A 20,219-nucleotide genomic window follows, 5' to 3' on the forward strand; every position below is an offset into this window, starting at 1 on the left:
CGGGGGCTAGTCCTCAAAGCTTCGGATGAATTCGCTGATGCTGTCGAAGCCGTGCCCGAGCAGGTGCTGAATGTTCTTCACCACCGCGGCCGCGTCGGTGGGCGAGTTGACCACGAAGAAGATCAGGAACGCGATCAGGAGCACCATGCCGATCTTCTTGGCGACCACGCTCTACTCCTCGATGCCCGTTCGACGCGGCTGTTCCCAGCCACAGGTCAAGACCTGTCTACCGGACAGCGACGGATTAGCGTGGGAGGCGCTCCCGGGGGCCGGGCGGTGCGCCGGGCGTTCTCACTGGTCGGGTCCCTGTCCGTGGCCCGCCGGTGCCGAAGGGACCTCAGTAGCCCGGCCGCAGCCGCTGTGACAGCTCTCCGGCCTCCAGCAGCGGCAGATACTGCTGGCTCCGCAGGTCCGTCACGGCGAGGTCCTCCAGCACCGCGTATCCCGCGTCGGCGGGGAAGCTGACCAGCCACAGCCACACACCGGCAGCCTCTCCCACGTAGGCGCTGCGGTCGGCGAGGGTGTCCTGGACCGGCCACAGCGGCGTCGGATGCCCTAGCGCGTGCACCCTGGCCGACGGCACCTCTCGCGATCCCGGTGGCGGTGCCGTCAGCAGGGTGCCTGCGTAACTTGCCCCCAGGCCGATGCCGGGCTCCTCCGCGACGACGAGCCACTCACCGATGCCACCCAGCGGAGCAGGCCCTCGCAGTGACACCACGGTTGCCCGGAATCTGTCCGGCGGCTCGCCGACAGTGGCCATCCCGGCCAGCGTCCAGCCCAGCGGCATCGGATCGGGAAGCCAGAGCGGTACCTCGGCGTGCTTGCAGACATGCCGGATGGCAGAGTCGTCCAGCTGGGCCAGGATGGTCAGCGGGAGCGTGTGACCGTGTCGCGGGCATCGCCAGGCCTTGTCGCTTTCGGTGGGTGCCACCAGGTCGGTCCCGCACCTGGGACACCACGAGAAACCCATCCGCCCAAGGTGCACCGCAGCGCAGCGCGCGTCAATGTCGCACACTGGGCGGCGTGCTCATCGCAGCCGCCGGCGGCATCGTCTTCGACGAGCACCGCAGGCTGCTGCTGGTCCTGCGGTCGCTGCCGCCGGCTGCCCTCACCTGGTCGGTGCCCGGTGGCAAGTGCGAACCGGGCGAGTCCCCGGCGGCGGCGTGCGTGCGGGAGGTCGGCGAGGAGACCGGGCTGGCTGTCGAGGTGATCCGGTGGGCTGGCCGGGTACACCGCCCGGCACCCGGTGGCAGTCAGTTCGTGATCGACGACTTTCTCTGTGGAGTTGTCGGTGGCACCCTGCGCGCCGGGGACGACGCGGCCGAGGCCGGGTGGTTCGACCTGGCCGCCATGACCGGCTTGCCGCTGGCGGCCGGCCTGCTGGAGGCGCTGACCGACTGGGATCTCCTGCCCGCCTAGTCCCCTGGCCGGCCGAGGACTGCGGCCCAGTGCCGGCGAGTTCTCAGGCGGTCGGCACCGGTCGGCCCGGTTGCTCGCCGCCACGGGCATCCAGGTAGTTCTGCTTGGGAACCATGACCTTGCGCCGGAACAGGCAGACCACCGTGCCGTCCTGCTTGTAGCCCTTGGTTTCGACGTACACCACTCCCCGGTCGTCCTTGGATTTCGACTCCCACTTGTCGAGTACCACTGTTTCGCCGTAGATCGTGTCGCCGTGGAAGGTCGGCGCCACGTGCCGCAGGGACTCGATCTCGAGATTCGCGATGGCCTTGCCCGAGATGTCAGCCACCGACTGGCCTAGCAGGATCGAGTAGACCAGGTTGCCGACCACCACGTTCTTTCCGAACTGGGTGGTGTTCTCGGCGTAGTGGGCGTCCAGGTGCAGCGGGTGGTGGTTCATGGTGATCAGGCAGAAGAGGTGGTCGTCGGCCTCTGTGATGGTCTTGCCGGGCCAGTGCCGGTAGGTCGCACCGATCTCGAACTCCTCGTAGCTACGGCCGAACTGCACAGTTGCCTCCTCGCCGATGGTTTGCGTGTGGTTATGGTGCCGGACCCGGCGGCGTGCCGAGCGGCTGGGCGGCGTGCCGTTGGTCACCGGTGACCGCTACCAACCCTTCCGTCGTCCGACCCGAATGGTGACCGTCCTGGTGCTGGTGGTCAGCTCAGGTCGACCGGGTCGCGCATCAGGTCCGTCAGATCCGTTTCGGCCACCTGCCAGCGCCGGTGCAGTTGCTCGCTGCCGTGCACCCTCGCCCAGGCGAGCTCTGTCTGGGTTGCCGGAAGCACCCGCAGCACCTGCACGTCTGCTACTCCCCTGACCGCGACGGGTTGCAGTTCCGAGGCGACCAGCACTCCGCCGGTGCAGCGGGAACCCGGACAGAGCGGTTCGCCAAGATCGACCCGGTTACCCGGCTGGTACACCGCACCTTCGACTGCCGGAGCGGCCGCGAGCACCGCCAGTGCCCGCCAGAGCCGGTCCGGCCGACCTGCTGCTGACAGCAGCAGTTCCGCACGCGGCGCACTGGCGGTGGCGATCACGGCCTCGGCCGGGTCCGCCATCGGGTGCCGGGCCATGCCGAGCGTGAGGTAGTGGTCGGTGGTGCCGTCCGGATACCGCAGCACCTCGATGGGGTCGACTCCCAAGAAGGACACCGAGGCGCGGGCCGGGAGGACTTCGAAGTGTTGCCGATAGGCCGCTTCGACAAGGACGAGGATGTCGGGAGGCGCATCGGTCATCCCCGGACGCTACCGCGTGCATGGTGACCGTCCTCATCCGCGGAACGAAGCGGCGATCTGCTGTTCCACCGCCGCGTAACTCCGGCCGGCGGAATTGAGCAGGCTGCCGATCCCTTCCAGAGCGGCGGTCATGCCTTCGGCGTTCTTGTTGAACTGCTCGTACAACGCGGCGAACTGGGTGGCTGCCGCACCGGACCAGTCGGCACCGAACAGCGGCGTCAGCTGACTTTTCAGTCCGACGTGCTGCCCGCGAATCTCGACGGCGGTCCGCCCGCAACTGCCTCCGAGTGCGCTCAGCTGTTCTGGTGAAACCTTCAAACCTGTCATGGAGCCCGGTCCCTTCGCCGATGGTCGGTAACGCTGATGGAAATCTGGGCGCCACCGTAAGCAGACATGGCGTCGCGCGCAGCTGCCGAGCGGCGATCTGTGGATAAACCCGTGTTATCCACAGCTGGAACGGCAAGCCCGCACTCGGCGCAGGAAATCGGCAACACTCTCGGCATGCGGGTGAAGCTGACGCTCCGGTCACCGGAAGACGAGCGTGACGTCGAGGTCATTGCCGAGGGTGGCGCCACGGCAGGCCAACTGGCTCCACTGTTCGGCGGTGTGCTGGGCGCCGCGACCGGCTCGTTGTTCAACGACGGCAGGCTGCTGTCCGCGCAGGCGTCGCTGGGCGAGCCCGGCCTGCGCTCGGGATGCGTGATCACCATGGGTGCCGGGACCAGGCGGCCCTCACCGGCCGACTCCGCGCTCCAGCTGCGCGTGGTCAGTGGACCGGACAGCGGCAGGACGATCGGACTGCCGCGTGGCCGTCACCTGATCGGCCGCAGCAAGGAAGCCCAGCTGGACCTGGCCGATCCGGACGTCTCCCGCCGGCACGCCGAACTTCGTGTCGAACTCGACGGCGTCTCGGTACGCGACCTGGGTTCCACCAACGGCAGCTGGCTCAACGGCTCTCGCGTTCCGGCCGCCGGCTGCCCGATCGGCCAGGATGACGAGCTCCGGTTGGGCAATTCGCTGCTGCGGCTGGTGACCGCGACCGACCCGCCAGCCGCGTTGACCGCCGATGCCGCCGGCCGGCTGCGGGTGCACCGGCCGCCCGCCGTTGCCGAGTCGGGGCACGACGAACCGGTCGAGTTTCCATCCGAGCCGGTTCCGACCACCCGGAACCGGGTTCCGTGGTTGGCCGGGCTGGCGCCCGCGGTGCTCGGGGTCGGCTGCGCGATCCTCATGCACAACAGCCAATTGCTGGTCTTCGCCCTGCTGAGCCCGGTAACCATCCTGGCCGGCGCGGCCGTCGACCGCCGGGAGTGGCGCCGCAACCGGCGGCGGACGCAGGCAGAACTCGCTCGCGCCGAGGCCGGCGCCCGGGAACAACTCGCTGCCCGGTTGGCAGCCGAGGAGAGCAGGCTGCACCGCGATTTTCCCGATGCGGCAACGGTGCTGCACACCTCGACCGTTCCGGACTGCCGGTTGTGGGAGCGCCGGCCGGGCGAGCGCCGGTTCCTCGCCGTCCGGCTCGGACTGGCCGACCGGAAAGCCGATACCCGGGCGACCCGGGCGGGACGCCTGCTGGCGGCCGAGGTTCTTGCGGGTGTGCCTGCCACCGTCTCCCTGGCCGAGGGAGCACTCGGGCTCGCCGGTCCGCTGCCGCTGGTCCGCGGCGCGGCACGGTGGGTGGTCGGGCAACTGCTGGCGTTGCATTCCCCGCGGGACCTGTCTCTGGTGGCCTTCCTCGACGGCGAGGTCGACGACTGGCGCTGGTTGAGGTGGCCGGAGGCCACGGTCAGGGCCGTCGCCACCGAGCCGTCCGCGCACCGTTCGTTGTCGAGGAACTTGCGCGAACTCGTCTTCGAACGGAAGGCCCGCGGTACCGGTACCTGGTCCGGGCCTCGGGTCGTGGTGTTGCTGGATCGGGCAGGGCGGTTCGTCGCGCTGGATGACCTGCGAGCCGTTCTGGAGGAAGGACCGGCGGTGGGCGTGACGGCGGTCTGCCTCGACACCGACGTGCGCGTGTTGCCGCCGTCCTGCCGGGCGACCGCCGTGCTCACCTCGGACAACGGCTCTAGCACCGAACTTCGACGTGCGGGGCAGCTGACGGCCCGGGCGGCCACCGAGTGCGTTTCTGCCGAATGGGCCGATCGGCTGGCGCGTTCCCTTGCTCCGCTGCACGACACCGACCCCGCCGACGGTGCCGCGCTGCCCGGCGAGGTGTGGCTGGCCGACCTGCTGGGCGGCGCCCAGGTCAGCGCACAGTCGCTGGTGGACCGCTGGTCACGCCCGGGGCCGGCAGCGACACCGATCGGTCTGACAGTGGCCGGACCGCTGGAGTTCGATCTGGTGCGGGACGGCCCGCACCTGCTCGTCGCCGGTGCCACCGGAGCCGGGAAATCCGAACTGCTGCGCAGCTTCGTCACCGGCCTGGCGCTCCGGCACCCACCGGATGACATCGCCTTCGTCCTGATCGACTACAAGGGCGGAGCGGCCTTCGGCGGCTGCGCGGAATTCCCCCACGTGGTGGGCCTGGTCACCGACCTCGACGGGCACCTGACCAGCCGCGCCCTCGCCTCGCTCGACGCCGAGATCCGCCGTCGTGAGATCACGTTGGCCGAGGCGGGGGTGGCGGAGTTCGAGGACTACCAGCGATTGCCGGAAACCCGGCAACGTCGACTGGCCAGGCTGATCCTGGTAGTGGACGAGTTCGCCCATCTTGCCGCGGAACTGCCTACCTTCCTGTCCGGCCTGGTCGCCGTGGCCCAGCGCGGCCGGTCTCTCGGCCTGCACCTGGTGTTGGCCACCCAGCGGCCGGCCGGCGTGGTCTCCGCGCAGATCAAGGCCAACGTCTCCGCCCGCATCGCGCTGCGGGTCACCGACGCGGCGGACTCGACGGACGTGATCGGTCGCGCGGCGGCCAGTGAGATCTCCAAGAACCACCCTGGTCGGGGCTTTGCCCTGCTGGCCGACGGGCTGTCGGAGTTCCAGACCGCGCGGACCGGACAGCGGCTAGCTCCGGCGGAATCGGTCACCGTTACCCCACTGGACCCCTGGCATCGCGTGGCGGCTGGACCTGCCGGTCCACCGGCCGGCAGCGGTGTCGAGGACGGCCGGCCGGTGCAGGCGACCATGTGGCAGGCCGTGGAGCAGCTGGGCCGGGCGGTGCCCGAAAGCCCGTGGTTGCCGCCGTTGCCGGCACGGCTGACCACCACCGACCTCGGCCACGATCAGGCGCAGCCTTTCCGGATCCGGTTCGGCCTGACCGACGATCCCCGTGGCCAGCGGCAGTACCCGGCCGTGCACGATCTCCTGACAGGCGGCTCGCTCGGCTTCATCGGCGGCCCGCGGTCGGGTCGCACCACCGCCCTGCACACCTTCCTGGGACAGGCCTGCCGGCAGCTCGCCCCCGACCAGCTGCACCTGTACCTGCTGGACTGCGCGGGCCAGAGCTTCCGCCACTTCGGGCGGTTGCCGCACTGCGGAGCGGTGGTGGGACATTCCGAGCCGAACTCGATCGCGAGGCTGCTCACCAGGCTGGTCGAGGAGCTGGCGGATCGGCAACGGCTGCTGGCCGGCCTCGGCCTGGCCACGCTGGCAGAAGCGCACCTGACCGGCACGCCGCTGCCGGTGATCGTGGTGGCCCTCGACGGTTGGGAAGGCCTATCCGCGCTCAGCGACGACCACGACGCCGGCCGGTCGGCGGAGGCGCTGCTGCGATTGGCGCGCGACGGCGCGGCAGCCGGCATCACGGTGCTGGTCGCGGGCGACCGGGCGATGCTCGGCCTGCGGGTGGCGCCGGCACTGAGCCGCAAGCTGTTGCTGGCCCTGGTCGACCGCGGCGACTACCTGACCGCTGGGGTGAGCCCGGCCGACCTGCCGGCCCGGTTCGAGCCGGGCCGTGCGGTGGCAGCCGGGAGCGGCCTGGGGGTCCAGCTGGCGTTGCTCGTCGATGACACCGGCCCGGGAGCGCAGCAAGCTGCCGTGGCGGCACTCGGCACCATGGACCGGCCTCCCACTGCCGGCCCGGCGATAAGGATCCGGAGCCTGCCGGTGTCGGTGCGCCGGGCCGAGTTGATGGCAGGTCCGGCCGACCGGCACCGCCTCTACGGGCCCGCTGACGAGCCGGCCGACCAGCCCGGCCACTGCCTGCTCGGGCTCGGCGGGGACGACGCCCGGCCGGTCTGGGCCGCCCTGTTCGTCGACCACGCCCGGTTCCTGATCTCCGGTCCGCCGTTGAGCGGCCGCAGCACCACAGCCATCGTGATCGCCGAGCAGGCCTGGCAGGCCGGACTGACCATGCTGGTCGCAGCTCCGGCCCGCTCGCCGCTAGCCGACTGGGCCGGCCAGCGAGGGTTGGACGTGCTGACCCCGGACGACCCGCCATATCCCGGCCGGGCCAGCGATCCCGGGCCCGGACAGCTGGTGCTGATCGACGACACCGAGCAATTCACCGACACGGCCAGCGGAAGCTACCTCACCGAGCTCGCCACCAGTCATCCCGCGGCGGTGATCGCGGCGGGCCGCGCGGAGGACCTGATGACGAGCTTCCGCAGCCCGGCGGTGGTGATCCGCCGTCGCCGTACCGGCTTGCTGCTGCAGCCCGGGCCGGCTGACGGCGAGCTGCTCGGAGTGCGCACCGGCGGCCAGCGGATGACGCCGGTCCCCGGTCGAGGCCTGCTGGTGACCGACACGACGCGCCGGACAGCGCCGGACGGCCTTGCCCTGCAGGTGGCGGTATGAACGGCCCGGCTACCGCATCTGGGACAGCAGGTCGCCGATCTCCTGGGTGGCGTACCAGGACAGCTCGAACCCCTCGGCATCGTCGACGACCTCTTCGGCTGCCGGGTCACCGAGGTCGGCCGCGTCGACCTGCTCGGCGGCACGAGCCACCGTGGGCTCAGCCTCGACGTCGTCGGCATGGACCGAGGCGCACCAGGCCAGCGGAATCCCGACGTCGATGCGCACCACTCCGTAGTCCAGGTCGTCGCGTACCGATACCGACTCGTCCGCCACGTCAGCCGAAATCACGATCCGGCGCCTGGCTGCCGCCGGGTCTGCCGAGATCAGTCGCAGGGCGGCTCTGGCGGCTTCAGCCGCCGCCGCGTATTCCAGCGCCTCGATATCGTCGTCGAGGTAGTACTCGCGCAGTCCCGGAGTCACCGCGAAACCGGTCAACGGCGCCGGCCCCAGCATGCCGGTACCGGCCAGGTCTGCCAGCACGCTGGAGGTGGCCGGCAGGTAGACCCTCACGCGGTGCCCGAGGTCGGCACGGTGAAGTCGGGTTGCCGCTTCTGGTGGCGCAGGGTGTTCGCCGCCGTGCGCATGGCGGTATGCAGCACCGCCGTCCGGCGCCGCGAGTTCATCAGGTTGGCGCCCATCACGGTGAGATCCTCCGGTCCCGGGGTGAGGAGGGTGACCTTCGTACCCGCCTCGCGCAGCCCGGCGATGTCGGCGCAGATGGTGCGGGTGATCAGTCGCCGCACCCGCCGTTCCAGCCTCGCCACCGGCGAGCGCGGGCTGTCCACCTCGAGAGCTGCCATGGGTGCCAGCACGAACACCTCGTCCAGCTGCTGACCGGCGAGCAGGTCCACCGAGGCATTGGACACCGCTCCGCCGTCGATGTAGGCGCGCGAGCCTATCCGCACCGGCGTGTACCACGCCGGTATCGCGCACGAGGCACAGACCGCGTCGGCGAGCTCCGCGACCGGCTCGTCCTCCCGCCCGAACACCGTGCGCCGCCCGGTGGTGTAGTCGGTGGCGACGATCCAGGTCCGCTGCGGCCAGGTACCGGCACTGATCGTGTCGGCGACCACGCTGTCGAGCATCCGGTGGATCGGCTGCAGGCTGCCTCGGCCCCGGGGCAGCAGGCCGGACAGCGCCAGTACCGGCGAGACGCTGCTGGGCCGGCGGATGCCGTCCCACACCAGCCGTGGAGACCCCGGCCACCAGGCCGGCCGCGGCGGCCTGCTGCCGCCACTGTCGGAGCCGTAGTCCCAGGCGATCGGCGGATCCTCTGGCAGGGGCATGCCGACCTGGTGGCGCCGGATGCCGTCGACGCCCAGGCCGCAGCCCAGCAGGCCGGAGACGACCGCGCCCGCCGACGTCCCGACCAGCAGGTCGTCGGAGCTGGGCTCGACCCCGAACTCGTGCTGGAGCGCGGTCAGCGCGCCGACGATCCAGGCGAACCCGAGGACACCACCACCACCGAACACGAACGCCCGGCGGGCAGGCTCGGGCGTATCGACCACGGGTCCGCTCCTTCCACCAGGCAGCTCGAGGAGTTCAAGCCTGCCTTAGAAACGGTATGTCATACCGCATTCCTCGGTGCGGAACCCGCGCCTACAACACCAACGGCCGGTCGCGGACTACCCCGAACGGCGCCGGCGCGGCTCGGCAGCCGCCTCCACCAGCTCGGCCAGCGACTCCTCGATCAACGTGGCCAGCACGTCGACGTCGTGCATCGCGTCCCGGTCGGCGTTGAGCCCGAAGAACACCCCGCCGTTGTAGGAGGTCAAGCCGATCGAGACCGCCTGGCCGGTGGCCAGCGGGATCACCGGGAACATCTCCAGCATCTTCGCCCCCGAGGCGTAGAGCGGAAACTGCGGCCCCGGCACGTTGGTGATCACCACGTTGAACAGCCGTCGGGTAAAGCTGTTGGCCGCCCGGGCGCCCAACGCGTGCAGGGTGGGCGGCGCGAACCCGGACAGCGCCACCAGGGCTTCGGCCCCCACCGACTGGCCGGACTCCTTGTGCGCCTTCATCGCATAGCTGACCTGGCTCAGCCGCACCATCGGATTGGGCTCACCGACCGGAAGGTCCACCAGGTAGGACGAGACCCGGTTGCCCGGGCGGGCGTCGTCGGTGCTCCGGATGCTGACCGGCACCATCGCCCGGACCGTCGTCGACGGCGTCACCGGCTCACCCCGGGACAGCAACCAGCCCCGGACGGCTCCGGCCGTGGTGGCCAGCACCACGTCGTTCACCGTGCCGCCGCGGTGCTTGCGCACCTTCCGGTAGTCCTCCAGGTCGGTCCTGGCCACCGCGAACCGGCGTTGCGCACCGATCGCGGCGTTGAGCGGGGATTCCGGAGCCGGCCGCGCGGCAACCCGGGCCGCCGACAACACCCCGGTGACCGCGTTGGACACCTGCGAGATCACGCTGCGGGCGTCGGCCAGGCCGATCCGCACCGTGTCGGCCACCGCGGACGGGCGCCGGATCAGGTCGGTCACGGCGTCGAGCACCAGGCCCGCCGGGCCGGGTTCCGGCTGTGGCATCCACAGGTCCTCAGGGATCTCGCGCGGCACCGGCGTGGTGTCCAGGATGACCTGGCTGATGTCCACCGCGCTGATCCCGTCGACCATCGCGTGGTGGGTCTTCTGGATCACGGCGAAGCGGCCGCCGGCCAGGCCCTCCACCAGGTACATCTCCCACAGCGGCCGGTTGCGGTCCAGCGGGCGCGACTGCACCCGGGCCACCAGCTCGCGCAGCTGCTCGTCCGAACCCGGCCGGGGCAACGCCGAACGCCGGACGTGGTAACCGAGGTCGAAGTCGCTGTCGTCCACCCAGACCGGGTTGGCCAAATGGCCCGGAACCGACCTGATCTTCTGGCGGTAACGCGGCACCAGCGCGATCCGGCGCTCGATCAGGTCGACGAACCGGTCATAGTCGAACCCCTCCGCCGGCGGCTCGAACACCGCCAGGCCGCCCACGTGCATGGGCGTGGTGCGGCCCTCCAGGTACAGGAAGGACACGTCGAGCGGATTCAACCTGTCTGCCATGTCGCGAGAACTCCTTCGCCTGCCAACGCCGGGGCTCACCACCCGGGCCGGCGACCGGCCCGGTGCCGGTGACCGGCAGGTACACGCTACTTGCGCCGCCTGCCACGGCGCGGTGCCGCCGGAACACCGCACAGGACGCCGGCCAGCTCGCACACCGCGCCGCGCAGCGGGCTGGCCGGCGCCGCCTCGGCCAGCGTCTGGCCGGCCGACACCGCCTGGTCCAGGCTGGCCAGGTCGTAGGGCAGCAGGGCCGCGCACGACTGGCCGACGAACCGGTGCAGCGCGGCGTTGAGCTCGGCTTCCGGCTTGCCCGCCACCGCGCTGCGGCGCACCCGGTTCAGCACGATCCAGACCGGCGTGTCGATGCCGACGGCGCGCAACTCCCCCAGCCCGCGGACCAGCCGCTGCAGCCCGATCGGATCCGCCGACCCCACTGCCAGGACCAGGTCGGCCTCGGAGAGCACCGTCAGGGTGGCTCCGTTGCGGCGGGGCGCCAGCGTGTCGAAGCTCAGCTCCTCGTCGGTCTCCAGCGCGAACCCCACGTCGACCACTGTGTAGTCGGCCAGCGTCCGGGCGACGGCGAGCACCTCCTGCAGGGCGGTGCTGCGCAGCTCCGGCCACCGGTCGGCCCGCGATATCCCGGTGAGCACCCGCAGCTCGGGACCGATCTGCCAGCACAGTCCGGCCAGTCCCTCGGCATCCAGCCGCCGCGACTGCGCCTGCCGGCAGGCCGCGACCAGGCCCGCGGACTCGTCCAGCAGGCCGAACATCGCCGCCACCACCCCGCCGTAGACGTCGGCGTCGACGAGCAGCGATCGTTGGCCGAGCCGGGCCAGCTCGTCGGCCAGGGTGATGCCGACGGTGGTGCGGCCGGGCGCACCGGTGGGCCCCCAGACCGCGACCACCTTGCCGCGCCGGGAAGGCACCGGCCCGGCGCCGGTAGCACCCGGCACAGCAGCGCCCAGCACGGCAGCGGCCTCCTTCGAACCGGAAGGCCCGGCCGGCGACATCCGGGCCGGACTGCCGGCCAGCGATCCGGTGGCGAACGCCGGGTCTGCGAAGGCGTGCTCTCCCCGGCGGTCCGCCGGTACCGAGCGGTCGGCAACCGCCGCCCCGAGCACCTCGGCGAACACGGCCACCGGTGCGTTCGCGACCACGAAGAACCCGATACCGGCATCGGCCAACCGTTCGGTGTCGGCATCGGCGTCCGGGGCGGTCACGCCCACCACCGCCACCCCAGTGGCCGTCAACCGTTCCACGGCGTCGGCGTCCAGCCGCCGCAACTGGGCATCGACCAGGGCGGCCACCGCCTGGCCCGACCCGGCGACCGCGAGCAACTCGACCACGTCGACGCACCGCCGGACCACCCGGAAGGGTTGCTCGGCAGGACTGCGACCCAGCTCGGCCAGCAGCGCAGCCTCCCACGGAGCGCCATCGGCGGCGCTCACCACCGCGATCGTCACCGGGCGTCCCCGGCACAGCCGGCCAGCGAGTCCGACTGCGGTTCCGCCCGCTCGGCTGCCGACAGCACGCCGGCCCGGAGCACCGCGCCGTCCAGATCCAGCGCCGAGACCACCCGCCTGGCATCGGCGGCCGACACCCGCACCACCAGCAGCGAACCGGCCGTCGAGCCGAAGGCCGAGCCGCTGACCTTGCCGGCACTCTGCACCGGCACCCCGCTGAGCAGCACCACCCCACGGCAGGTCTTGGTGCTCAGCCACAGGGTGATTCGCTCACCGCGGCTGACCTCCGGCGCGTTCTCCGGCTGCATCGGGATGGTCACTGTGACACCGGGTTCCGGGTCGGTCACCTCGGCCGCCGCGAGCAACTCACCGGCTCGCAGCGCATGGTGCACGGTCCGGCCGGCCACCGCGACATCGGCAGCCAGGTACCGGGAGGCGGCCGTACCCAGCTGCACCCGCACCGGGCGCAGATCCGCTCCGGTGAGCACGGTCCCGGCGGCGACGTCGCGGGTCAGTGACCAGACCGGTTGGCGGTGATCAGCGGAGGCCACCAACAGCGAGCCCAGCAGCACCGACACCAACACCAGGACGACGCCGCCGATCAGCCGGGGGTCCAGCCAGCGGGGCCGGGTGAGCCGGCGCGGCACCGGAGACGGCAGGTCAGCACGAAGCAGCGACGTATCGGTCATAGCGACACATCTTGCAGGATGCCTGCCAGGAACAGCGCGCCGGCCGTAGCAAAGCTGTGGATAACGGGGTTACCAGCCGAGGACCAGCTGCCACACTGGCAACAGGCCGAGGCGGTTGCCTTCGATATCGTCGGCTTGAAAGACGCATGGCGGAGGTGAGCCCACGCATGACCCAACCCCGATTCCTGACGCTCAGCGACGTTGCCGAGGTGCTCAACATCTCGGCATCCCAGACCTATGCGCTGGTCCGTTCGGGAGAGCTCGCCGCCATCAAGATCGGTGGCCGCGGCCAGTGGCGTGTCGAGCGCGAGCAACTGGAGTCCTACATCTCCCGCATGTACGACCAGACCAAGCAGTTCGTCGCCGAGCATCCCTTCATCGATTCGGCAGCCGACTGACCGGCATGTAGCGCATCGAGCGCCGGCCGGGCAGCTCAACCGTCCCGCCGCACCACCGCCAGCGCACCGAGGGGCAGCACCAGCACTTCGCGTACCTCATCCCGCCGCCGGGGCTCGCCCGCGGCATGCACGGCAAGCTCCACGTAGTCGGCAGCCACCCGGTCCAGCGTGCCGTCCAGCATGGTGGAATCGGTCAAGCCCACCCGTAGCACCGACCGGTCCCGGGCCACCGCGCGCAACACCGAACCCAGGCCCAGGCCCGCCTCCACCGCCGAGCCGGGGGCAGCGGACAGCCGTCCCAGGCCAGCCAGCGACGTCACCGCCGCGGTGGCCACCAGCGCCTCCCGGCCGGTCCCCTCGTCCAGCAGCAACCATCCCGGTCCGGACGCGCCGAGCCGACCGGCCAGCATCGTCCCGCCCAGGCAGCGCACCCGGACCTGGCTGCCCACCGCCGGGCCCAGCCGGCTCGCCAGCGTCAGCCGGGAGGTCTCCAGCCGGGTCAGCTCCGCCACCTCGGCATCGCGTTCAGCCGCCCGCAACGCCTCGGCTTGCGCTTCGAGATCGGCGAACAGCTCGTCCCAGCGCACGCAACGCCCTCTCCACGATGGCCGGTCGGCGCCCGAGCCGGCACGGCGGGGAACCACCGGATCCCGCGTCACCCGGCAGCTGGGCGCCGGCTGTCAGGCACCGAATTCTGCCCGCATCCCCCCGAAGTGGATCAGCCGGGCCGTGCGGCCAGCGGGCATGGTCAGTGGTGGTAGGCGTGCATCACCGCATGTCCCCTGCCGCGACCGATCAGAGCCCGGTTGACCGGAACCGTCACCACGAAGGCGACCACCAGCGACACCGCAAGGCTGCCCCAGAACAGCAGGTCCGCCAGCCCGGCTTCCATCGCTCCCGGCAGCGCGAGGATCACCGCGTTGTCCATGAGTTCCATCGTCAGGATCGACACGGTGTCAGCGGCGAGTGCGACCCCGACGGCCTGCCGCAGCGACAGCCCGGCCCGCAGCACGGCACTGGCCGTGAGCCCGTAACCGAAGGCGAAGGCGAGCACGATCGCCAACGCTATGGACGGCCCGTTGCTCCAGCCCCACCAGGTGGCCAGCGTCATCCCGAGGACCTCTCCGATGGCACAGCCGGTGAGGCAGTGCAGGGTCGCCGAGACGGCTGACCGGGTCAGATCCCGGCCTCGGTCACTCCCCTGCTCCGGCCGGCGGGCGGCGGGCTCGGCAGCGACGGCCGCCGGCTGGTGATGGTGCGACGGGTGGGCGGTCATGGCTTCTCTCCAGCTGACTGAGGTCTATATACCCCCTAGGGGTATGCCTACATTACACCCTCTCCCCCGATTCGCAAGAACACGGCCAGGGCTGATCAGAACCCCACCGTCATAGACCCCTCTGACCCGCATCAGCTGATCCCTCACAGGCAGAACCGCTTATCCACAGCCGAGTTGTACGAACCTTCCAGAGCCTGTTAGATGCAAACGGAAGCAAATGGAAGGTAATGCATGATGCAGAGGCACATCAGCGCAGCGGCTCTGGCCGGCATGGCGCTCGGAAGCGGGTTCGTCCTCACCGCCGGCACCCCGCACTTCGGCGAACTGGTGCAGGACCTGTCCGCGCCCCGTCAATGGCTCGCGCTGGCCGGTCCGGATGCCGCCGTGGCCACGCTCGCCGGAGCGTTGCTGTGGCTGGTGGCGTTGTGGGTCGCCGTCAGCCTGGCGCTGACCGCCGGCTCGCTGCTGCCCGGGCGGCTGGGCGCGCTGGCCCGAGCCGTAGCGCGCCGGTTGACCCCAGCGGCGCTGCGGCGGGTGGTGGTCGCCGCGGCCGGTGCCTCGATCCTGCTCACCCCGGTCACGGCACTGGCTGCTCCAGCCGGCTCACCGGTACCGGGCAGCACGCCATCGGCGATGCCCGCCGTCGGCTGGCCCACGGATCCGACCCCGAGCGCCGACCCCACGACTTCCGCCCCGGCACCCCAGGTCGCTCCCCGCTTCTCGCAAGGCACCGGACGGGACGCCCGGTCCGCCGGCCAGGTGACCGTCCGCCCCGGGGACTCGCTGTGGTCGATCGCCGCCCGGCGACTGGGCACCAGCCCGCCGGCCGCTCGGATCCAGCAGGAGTGGCCCCGCTGGTATGCCGCCAACCGGCACCTGATCGGCGCCGATCCAGGGCTGATCCTGCCGGGCACCCGTCTGGTGGCTCCTCAGCCCGGCAGCAGGGACGCCGGCGCATGACGATGTCCGCAGCCTCCGCCGAGCTGGCCGGCGCCCGTTCCGGCCCGGCAGCCGGCCGCCGGTACCTGGTGAAGCCGGCCCCTCGCCGGGAGCCGCTCTTCGACGACGAGGTGCCCGAACGGCACCTGAGCCTGGTCGGTCCGCTGGATCAACCGCTGCCGCTCGAAGGCCTCGACCGGGACACCGCAGCAACACAGCCGGACACCTCGCCGGACCGGCCCACCGGATTCTATGAGCTGCCGGAGCCGGCCCTGATCGCCAGGCGACTGGTGATCGGGGTGGTGGAGATCGCTACCGGACGCCGTTCGGCGTCCCAGCTGCGCGACCACACCAGCCCGGCGGTCCAAGCCGGCCTGGTACGCGACGCCGGCCGGATCACCCGGCTGGGCAGCGCCCAACGGCCCGCGACCCTGCACTCCCTGCACGTCACCGAACCCGCGGACGGGGTGGCCGAGGTGGCCGCCGTGCTGCGGATCGAGAACCGCTTCCGGGCGCTGGCACTGCGGCTGGAAGGACTGGACGGCCGATGGCGGTGTGTCCGCCTGCAGATCGGCTGAGCCGGGCGGCGAAGCAGCTCTCAAAACGGGGGCGCTGCCTTCGCCGCCCGGTGCCCGGTCAGCACCGGCGCACCGGTCATCGCCATCCCCTGGGCGGCACGGCAGTGGGCAGCGCGGCAGTCGATCAGCACCCGTATCCGGTCAGGCACAGCATTCGGTCAAGCGCCGGCTGCTGCTCAGCGCTTGCGCTTGTTGCCCCGGCTGCCGCGGTTGGGGTTGGCCCGGCGCTGCTTGGCCGCCGCGGCCCGGTTTCCCGCCGCGGGCGGTGCGCCGCCCTCGACCCGCACCTCCGGGGCGTCGGAGCCCAGCGTCGGGGCACTGTAGGTCAGCGGCGCGGTCTCGCTACGGGGCCGGCCGAGGCCCTTGGCCGAGATGTGCGGATGGTCCTCACCGTGCGAGTGCTCGGCCTGCGGCTGGTTGGCCAGCGCGGCCAGCACCCCCTCGGCGTCGAGGCCACCGTCCGGGCCGGCACCGGCAGGCGCCGAACCATCCGGCCCGGCACCGGTCAGCGCGGACTCGGCCGGGGCGGCCTCGACAGCGGGCTCGGTCTCGATCTGCACCTCGATGTTGAACAGGAACCCGACGGACTCCTCCTGGATGGCGTCCATCATGGCCGAGAACATGTCGAAGCCCTCCCGCTGGTACTCCACCAGGGGATCGCGCTGGGCCATCGCCCGCAGGCCGATGCCTTCCTGCAGGTAGTCCATCTCGTACAGGTGTTCGCGCCACTTGCGGTCCAGCACCGACAGCAGCACCCGGCGCTCCAGCTCCCGGGTGACCTCGGGGCCGAGCTCGGCCTCTCGCTGGTCGTAGGCGGCCTGGGCGTCGGCCACGATCTCCTCGACCAGGAACTCCCTGGTCAGGTCGTTGCGCTCGCCGCCGGCGGTCTTGATCGCCTCGTCCGGGGTCAGCGAGATCGGGTACAGCGTCTTCAACGCCACCCACAGCTGCTCCAGGTCCCACTCCTCCGGGTACCCCGACGAGGTCGCACCCTCGACGTAGGAGGTCACCACCGAGGTGATCATCGGCCGGATCTGCTCCGAGAGGTCCGCCCCGGACAGCACCTGGCGGCGCTCGTCGTAGATCACCGTCCGCTGCTTGTTGAGCACCTCGTCGTACTTCAGGACGTTCTTGCGGATCTCGAAGTTCTGCTGCTCGACCTGGGTCTGGGCGGACTGGATGGCCTTGGACACCTGCTTGTTCTCGATCGGGGTGTCCTCGGGCAGCCGCAGGAAGTTCATGATGCTGGCGATCCGGTCGCCGTTGAAGCGCACCATCAGGTCATCGCCCAGCGACAGGTAGAACCGGGACAGGCCTGGGTCGCCCTGCCGGCCGGACCGGCCGCGCAGCTGGTTGTCGATGCGCCGCGACTCGTGCCGCTCGGTGCCCAGCACGTACAGGCCACCGAGCTCGACCACCTCGTCGTGCTCGCGGGCCACCCGGTCCTTCGCCTTGGTCAGCGCCGCCGGCCAGGCCTCCTCGTAGGCCTCCGGAGTCTCGCTCGGGCTCAGTCCCAGCTCGCGCAGCTCGCTGTCGGCGGCGAACTCGGGGTTGCCGCCGAGCATGATGTCGGTACCGCGGCCGGCCATGTTGGTGGCCACGGTGACCGCGCCCTTGCGGCCGGCCATCGCCACGATGGCGGCTTCACGCTCGTGCTGCTTGGCGTTGAGCACCTCGTGCGGGATGCCGCGCCGCAGCAGCAGGTTCGACAGCACCTCGGACTTGGCGACGCTGGCGGTGCCGACCAGCACCGGCTGGCCCTTGTCGTGCCGCTCGGCGATGTCGTCGACCACCGCGGCGAACTTGGCGTCCTCGGTCTTGTAGATCAGGTCGGTCTCATCGGCCCGGACCATCGGCCGGTTGGTGGGGATCGGCACCACGCCCAGCTTGTAGATCTGGTGCAGCTCGGCGGCCTCGGTCTGCGCGGTGCCGGTCATTCCGGACAGCTTGGAGTACAGCCGGAAGTAGTTCTGCAGCGTGATGGTGGCCAGCGTCTGGTTCTCCTGCTGGATCTGCACGTTCTCCTTGGCCTCGATGGCCTGGTGCATGCCCTCGTTGTAGCGCCGGCCGTGCAGCACGCGGCCGGTGAACTCGTCGACGATCAGGACCTCACCGTTGGTGACGATGTAGTCGCGGTCGCGCTTGAACAGCTCCTTCGCCTTCAAGGCGTTGTTCAGGTAGCCCACCAGCGGCGTGTTGGCGGCCTCGTAGAGGTTGTCGATGCCGAGCTGGTCCTCGACGAACTCCACGCCGGCCTCGGTGACCGCGATGGTTCGCTTGCCCTCCTCGACCTCGTAGTGCTCGTCCTTGCGCATCCGCGGGGCCAGCCGGGCGAACTCCGGGTACCAGCGCTGGTTCTCATCCGCCGGGCCGGAGATGATCAGCGGGGTACGGGCCTCGTCGATCAGGATCGAGTCGACCTCGTCGACGATGGCGTAGTTGTGCCCGCGCTGCACCAGGTCCTCCAGCGACCAGGCCATGTTGTCGCGCAGGTAGTCGAATCCGAACTCGTTGTTGGTGCCGTAGGTGATGTCGCAGGCATAGCTGGCCCGGCGGTCCTCCGGCGTCATGTTGGACAGGATCTTGCCCACCGACAGGCCCAGGTGGCGGTGCACCCGGCCCATCCAGTCGGCGTCCCGGGAGGCCAGGTAGTCGTTGGTGGTCACCACGTGCACGCCGTCGCCGGACAGCGCGTTGAGGTAGGCGGGCAGCGTCGAGACCAGGGTCTTGCCCTCACCGGTCTTCATCTCGGCGATGTTGCCCAGGTGCATGGCGGCACCGCCCATCAGCTGCACCTTGTAGTGGAACTGCCCCAGCGTCCGGCGGGCGGCCTCGCGGACCACCGCGAACGCCTCGGGCAGCAGCTCGTCCAGGGTCTCGCCGTCGCCGTAGCGCGCCTTGAACTGGTCGGTCAACGCCCGCAGTTCCGCGTCGGTCAGATCAACGTAGTCCTCTTCGAGGTTGTCGATGTGATCGGCGATCGCGGTCAGCCGACGGACGATCTTGCCTTCACCTGCGCGCAGTAGCTTGTTCAACACCACCCCGCCATGCTACTTGGCCGCTGCTCGGGACAGGATCGCAATGTCCGATCTGGCACGCTGGGCGCGTGGGCCAGTGGCAGGGGATCGAGCTGGAAGGGCTGGTGCTGCACTCCGGGCGGCTGACGCTGCGGCCGTGGCAGCCCGCCGATGCCGTTGCGGTGCAGGCGATCCTGGCCGATGAGCGGATCCACCGGTACCTGCCGATGCCGTGGCCCTACACCGCCGAAGACGCCCGGCACTTCGTCACCGGACCCGGCCAGGACGGCCGGCTGGCCGGCACCCGGCTGGACTGCGCCGTCGCCGAGAACACCACCGGGCGGCTGGTCGGCAGTGCCAGCCTGCGACTGCCGGTGGCCTCCTATGACGCCGCCGAGATCGGGTTCTGGCTGGCCCCCGCCGACTGGGGCAACGGTTACGCCACCGAGGCGGTCCGCACCCTGGCCCGCTTCGGCCTGGGCAACGGGCTGGCCCGGGTGGAGATCCGGTGCGAGGTGCCCGACGCCGCCTCGGCCGCGGTGGCGCTGCGGGCGGGCTTCGGTTTCGAGGCGGTCCGCCGGGCCGTCCTGCCCGGCCGGGACGGCCCCCCGCTGGACGGGGCGGTGTTCGCCCGGACCGCCGCCGACCCGGACGCCGCCGTGCCGCCGGCCTGGCCACCGCTGGCCGAGCTCAGCGACGGGGTGGTGACCGTGCGCCAGACCCGGCCTAAGGACTGGCCGGTGCTGCTGGCCGAGGCCAACAACGACGCCGCGCTGGGCTGGGGGTTCAGCGCCGAGCCGATGACCGAGGCCGCCGCCCGGCAGCGGGCCGACCGGGCCGGGCTGGACCGGCTGGTCAGCGGGCAGAACGCGCTGCTGATCTGCGACGCGGCCTCCGGGGCCGGAGCCGGCATCCTGGGCCTGCGGCGGTTCGGCCCGCCCGGCGTGGTGGCCATCGGCTACGGGGTGATCCCGGAGTTTCGGGGCCGCGGCTTCACCACCCGGGCACTGCGGTTGCTGGCCGGCTGGGCGTTCAACCAGACGCCGACCGCCCGGCTGGAACTGGGCTGCAAGGTGGACAACGTCGCCTCGGCCCGTGCGGCGACCTCCGCCGGCTTCCGCGCCGAGGGCCGGCGGTCGGGCCGGCTGCGCAACCCGGACGGCAGCTACTCCGACGAGCTCATCTTCGGGCTGACCCGGCCGGCCGACTGAGCACCGCCCCGCGCCGTGCCGCCCCGGGTCAGCGCAGGTACAGCCGGTGCTTGGCGATGTACTGCACCACCCCGTCCGGCACCAGGTACCAGACCGGCCGGCCGGCGTGCACCCGCTGCCGCACCGCCGAGGACGAGATCGCCATCGCCGGGACGTCCAGCAGGGTGACGATGTCGGCCGGC

At 71.2% G+C, this 20,219-nt stretch carries 20 protein-coding genes; 6 read left to right on the forward strand and 14 right to left on the reverse strand.

The window, feature by feature from the left end; all coding sequences use genetic code 11:
* Positions 1-6: 6 nt before the first annotated feature.
* A complete protein-coding gene (locus tag VLJ82_RS03355) occupies positions 7-168 on the reverse strand; it encodes a hypothetical protein (protein ID WP_408661904.1) in 162 nt (53 codons plus the stop codon).
* Between the two features lie 169 nt (positions 169-337).
* Positions 338-970 carry a DUF6758 family protein gene (locus tag VLJ82_RS03360; protein WP_408661905.1) on the reverse strand — a complete coding sequence of 211 codons (633 nt, stop codon included), beginning with the start codon at positions 968-970 and terminating at the stop codon, positions 338-340.
* A gap of 53 nt (positions 971-1,023) precedes the next feature.
* Here VLJ82_RS03360 and VLJ82_RS03365 point away from each other — a divergent pair, with 53 nt between their 5' ends.
* Positions 1,024-1,419 carry an NUDIX domain-containing protein gene (locus VLJ82_RS03365; RefSeq protein ID WP_408661906.1) on the forward strand — a complete coding sequence of 132 codons (396 nt, stop codon included), beginning with the start codon at positions 1,024-1,026 and terminating at the stop codon, positions 1,417-1,419.
* Positions 1,420-1,462: 43 nt separating this feature from the next.
* Here VLJ82_RS03365 and VLJ82_RS03370 read toward each other — a convergent pair whose 3' ends face one another.
* The 3 genes from VLJ82_RS03370 to VLJ82_RS03380 form a co-directional block, all read right to left on the reverse strand.
* Positions 1,463-1,966 (reverse strand): MaoC family dehydratase, encoded by a 504-nt coding sequence (locus tag VLJ82_RS03370; RefSeq protein ID WP_408661907.1) that lies wholly within the window; start codon positions 1,964-1,966, stop codon positions 1,463-1,465.
* A gap of 149 nt (positions 1,967-2,115) precedes the next feature.
* Positions 2,116-2,694, reverse strand: a complete 579-nt coding sequence (locus tag VLJ82_RS03375; RefSeq protein WP_408661908.1) for a suppressor of fused domain protein — start codon at positions 2,692-2,694, stop codon at positions 2,116-2,118.
* A gap of 33 nt (positions 2,695-2,727) precedes the next feature.
* The gene (locus tag VLJ82_RS03380; protein ID WP_408661909.1) at positions 2,728-3,021 is read right to left on the reverse strand and encodes a WXG100 family type VII secretion target; all 294 of its coding nucleotides are present in this window, start codon (positions 3,019-3,021) and stop codon (positions 2,728-2,730) included.
* Positions 3,022-3,195: 174 nt separating this feature from the next.
* Here VLJ82_RS03380 and VLJ82_RS03385 point away from each other — a divergent pair, with 174 nt between their 5' ends.
* On the forward strand, positions 3,196-7,428 hold the full coding sequence (locus VLJ82_RS03385) for an FtsK/SpoIIIE domain-containing protein (RefSeq protein ID WP_408661910.1): 4,233 nt from the start codon (positions 3,196-3,198) through the stop codon (positions 7,426-7,428).
* Positions 7,429-7,437: 9 nt separating this feature from the next.
* Here the strand turns inward: VLJ82_RS03385 and VLJ82_RS03390 are convergent, their stop codons facing one another.
* The 5 genes from VLJ82_RS03390 to VLJ82_RS03410 form a co-directional block, all read right to left on the reverse strand.
* A complete protein-coding gene (locus VLJ82_RS03390) occupies positions 7,438-7,938 on the reverse strand; it encodes a DUF6912 family protein (protein WP_408661911.1) in 501 nt (166 codons plus the stop codon).
* A complete protein-coding gene (locus VLJ82_RS03395) occupies positions 7,935-8,936 on the reverse strand; it encodes a patatin-like phospholipase family protein (RefSeq protein ID WP_408661912.1) in 1,002 nt (333 codons plus the stop codon). The genes VLJ82_RS03390 and VLJ82_RS03395 overlap by 4 nt, the downstream gene beginning before the upstream one ends.
* 117 nt (positions 8,937-9,053) lie before the next feature.
* Positions 9,054-10,466, reverse strand: a complete 1,413-nt coding sequence (locus tag VLJ82_RS03400; RefSeq protein WP_408661913.1) for a WS/DGAT/MGAT family O-acyltransferase — start codon at positions 10,464-10,466, stop codon at positions 9,054-9,056.
* A gap of 86 nt (positions 10,467-10,552) precedes the next feature.
* Positions 10,553-11,929 (reverse strand): AAA family ATPase, encoded by a 1,377-nt coding sequence (locus tag VLJ82_RS03405; protein WP_408661914.1) that lies wholly within the window; start codon positions 11,927-11,929, stop codon positions 10,553-10,555.
* On the reverse strand, positions 11,926-12,618 hold the full coding sequence (locus tag VLJ82_RS03410; RefSeq protein WP_408661915.1) for an SAF domain-containing protein: 693 nt from the start codon (positions 12,616-12,618) through the stop codon (positions 11,926-11,928). The genes VLJ82_RS03405 and VLJ82_RS03410 overlap by 4 nt, the downstream gene beginning before the upstream one ends.
* Positions 12,619-12,785: 167 nt before the next feature.
* On the opposite strand from VLJ82_RS03410, the gene VLJ82_RS03415 reads away from it, so the two are divergent.
* Positions 12,786-13,016 carry a helix-turn-helix domain-containing protein gene (locus tag VLJ82_RS03415; RefSeq protein ID WP_408661916.1) on the forward strand — a complete coding sequence of 77 codons (231 nt, stop codon included), beginning with the start codon at positions 12,786-12,788 and terminating at the stop codon, positions 13,014-13,016.
* Positions 13,017-13,051: 35 nt separating this feature from the next.
* Here VLJ82_RS03415 and VLJ82_RS03420 read toward each other — a convergent pair whose 3' ends face one another.
* Entirely contained in the window at positions 13,052-13,603 is a 552-nt protein-coding gene (locus tag VLJ82_RS03420; RefSeq protein WP_408661917.1) for a hypothetical protein, read from the reverse strand.
* 161 nt (positions 13,604-13,764) lie between these two features.
* Entirely contained in the window at positions 13,765-14,292 is a 528-nt protein-coding gene (locus VLJ82_RS03425) for a DUF4396 domain-containing protein (protein WP_408661918.1), read from the reverse strand.
* 234 nt (positions 14,293-14,526) lie between these two features.
* Here VLJ82_RS03425 and VLJ82_RS03430 point away from each other — a divergent pair, with 234 nt between their 5' ends.
* Both VLJ82_RS03430 and VLJ82_RS03435 read left to right on the forward strand, forming a co-directional pair.
* Positions 14,527-15,252, forward strand: a complete 726-nt coding sequence (locus tag VLJ82_RS03430) for a LysM peptidoglycan-binding domain-containing protein (protein WP_408661919.1) — start codon at positions 14,527-14,529, stop codon at positions 15,250-15,252.
* Positions 15,249-15,809: an Rv3235 family protein gene (locus VLJ82_RS03435; RefSeq protein ID WP_408661920.1), complete on the forward strand. Its 561-nt coding sequence runs from the start codon at positions 15,249-15,251 to the stop codon at positions 15,807-15,809. Before VLJ82_RS03430 ends, VLJ82_RS03435 begins: the two co-directional genes overlap by 4 nt.
* A 176-nt stretch (positions 15,810-15,985) precedes the next feature.
* Here the strand turns inward: VLJ82_RS03435 and secA are convergent, their stop codons facing one another.
* Positions 15,986-18,850: a preprotein translocase subunit SecA gene (gene secA / locus VLJ82_RS03440; RefSeq protein WP_408661921.1), complete on the reverse strand. Its 2,865-nt coding sequence runs from the start codon at positions 18,848-18,850 to the stop codon at positions 15,986-15,988.
* 65 nt (positions 18,851-18,915) lie between these two features.
* Between secA and VLJ82_RS03445 the strand changes: the two genes are divergently transcribed.
* Positions 18,916-20,037: a GNAT family N-acetyltransferase gene (locus VLJ82_RS03445; protein ID WP_408661922.1), complete on the forward strand. Its 1,122-nt coding sequence runs from the start codon at positions 18,916-18,918 to the stop codon at positions 20,035-20,037.
* A 28-nt stretch (positions 20,038-20,065) separates the two neighbouring features.
* On the opposite strand, the gene VLJ82_RS03450 is transcribed toward VLJ82_RS03445, so the two are convergent.
* The coding region (locus VLJ82_RS03450) for a nicotinate-nicotinamide nucleotide adenylyltransferase (protein WP_408661924.1) at positions 20,066-20,219 on the reverse strand (154 nt) is incomplete at its 5' end.

The sequence above is a fragment of the Jatrophihabitans sp. genome (assembly GCF_035474675.1).
GTDB lineage: Bacteria > Actinomycetota > Actinomycetes > Mycobacteriales > Jatrophihabitantaceae > Jatrophihabitans_A.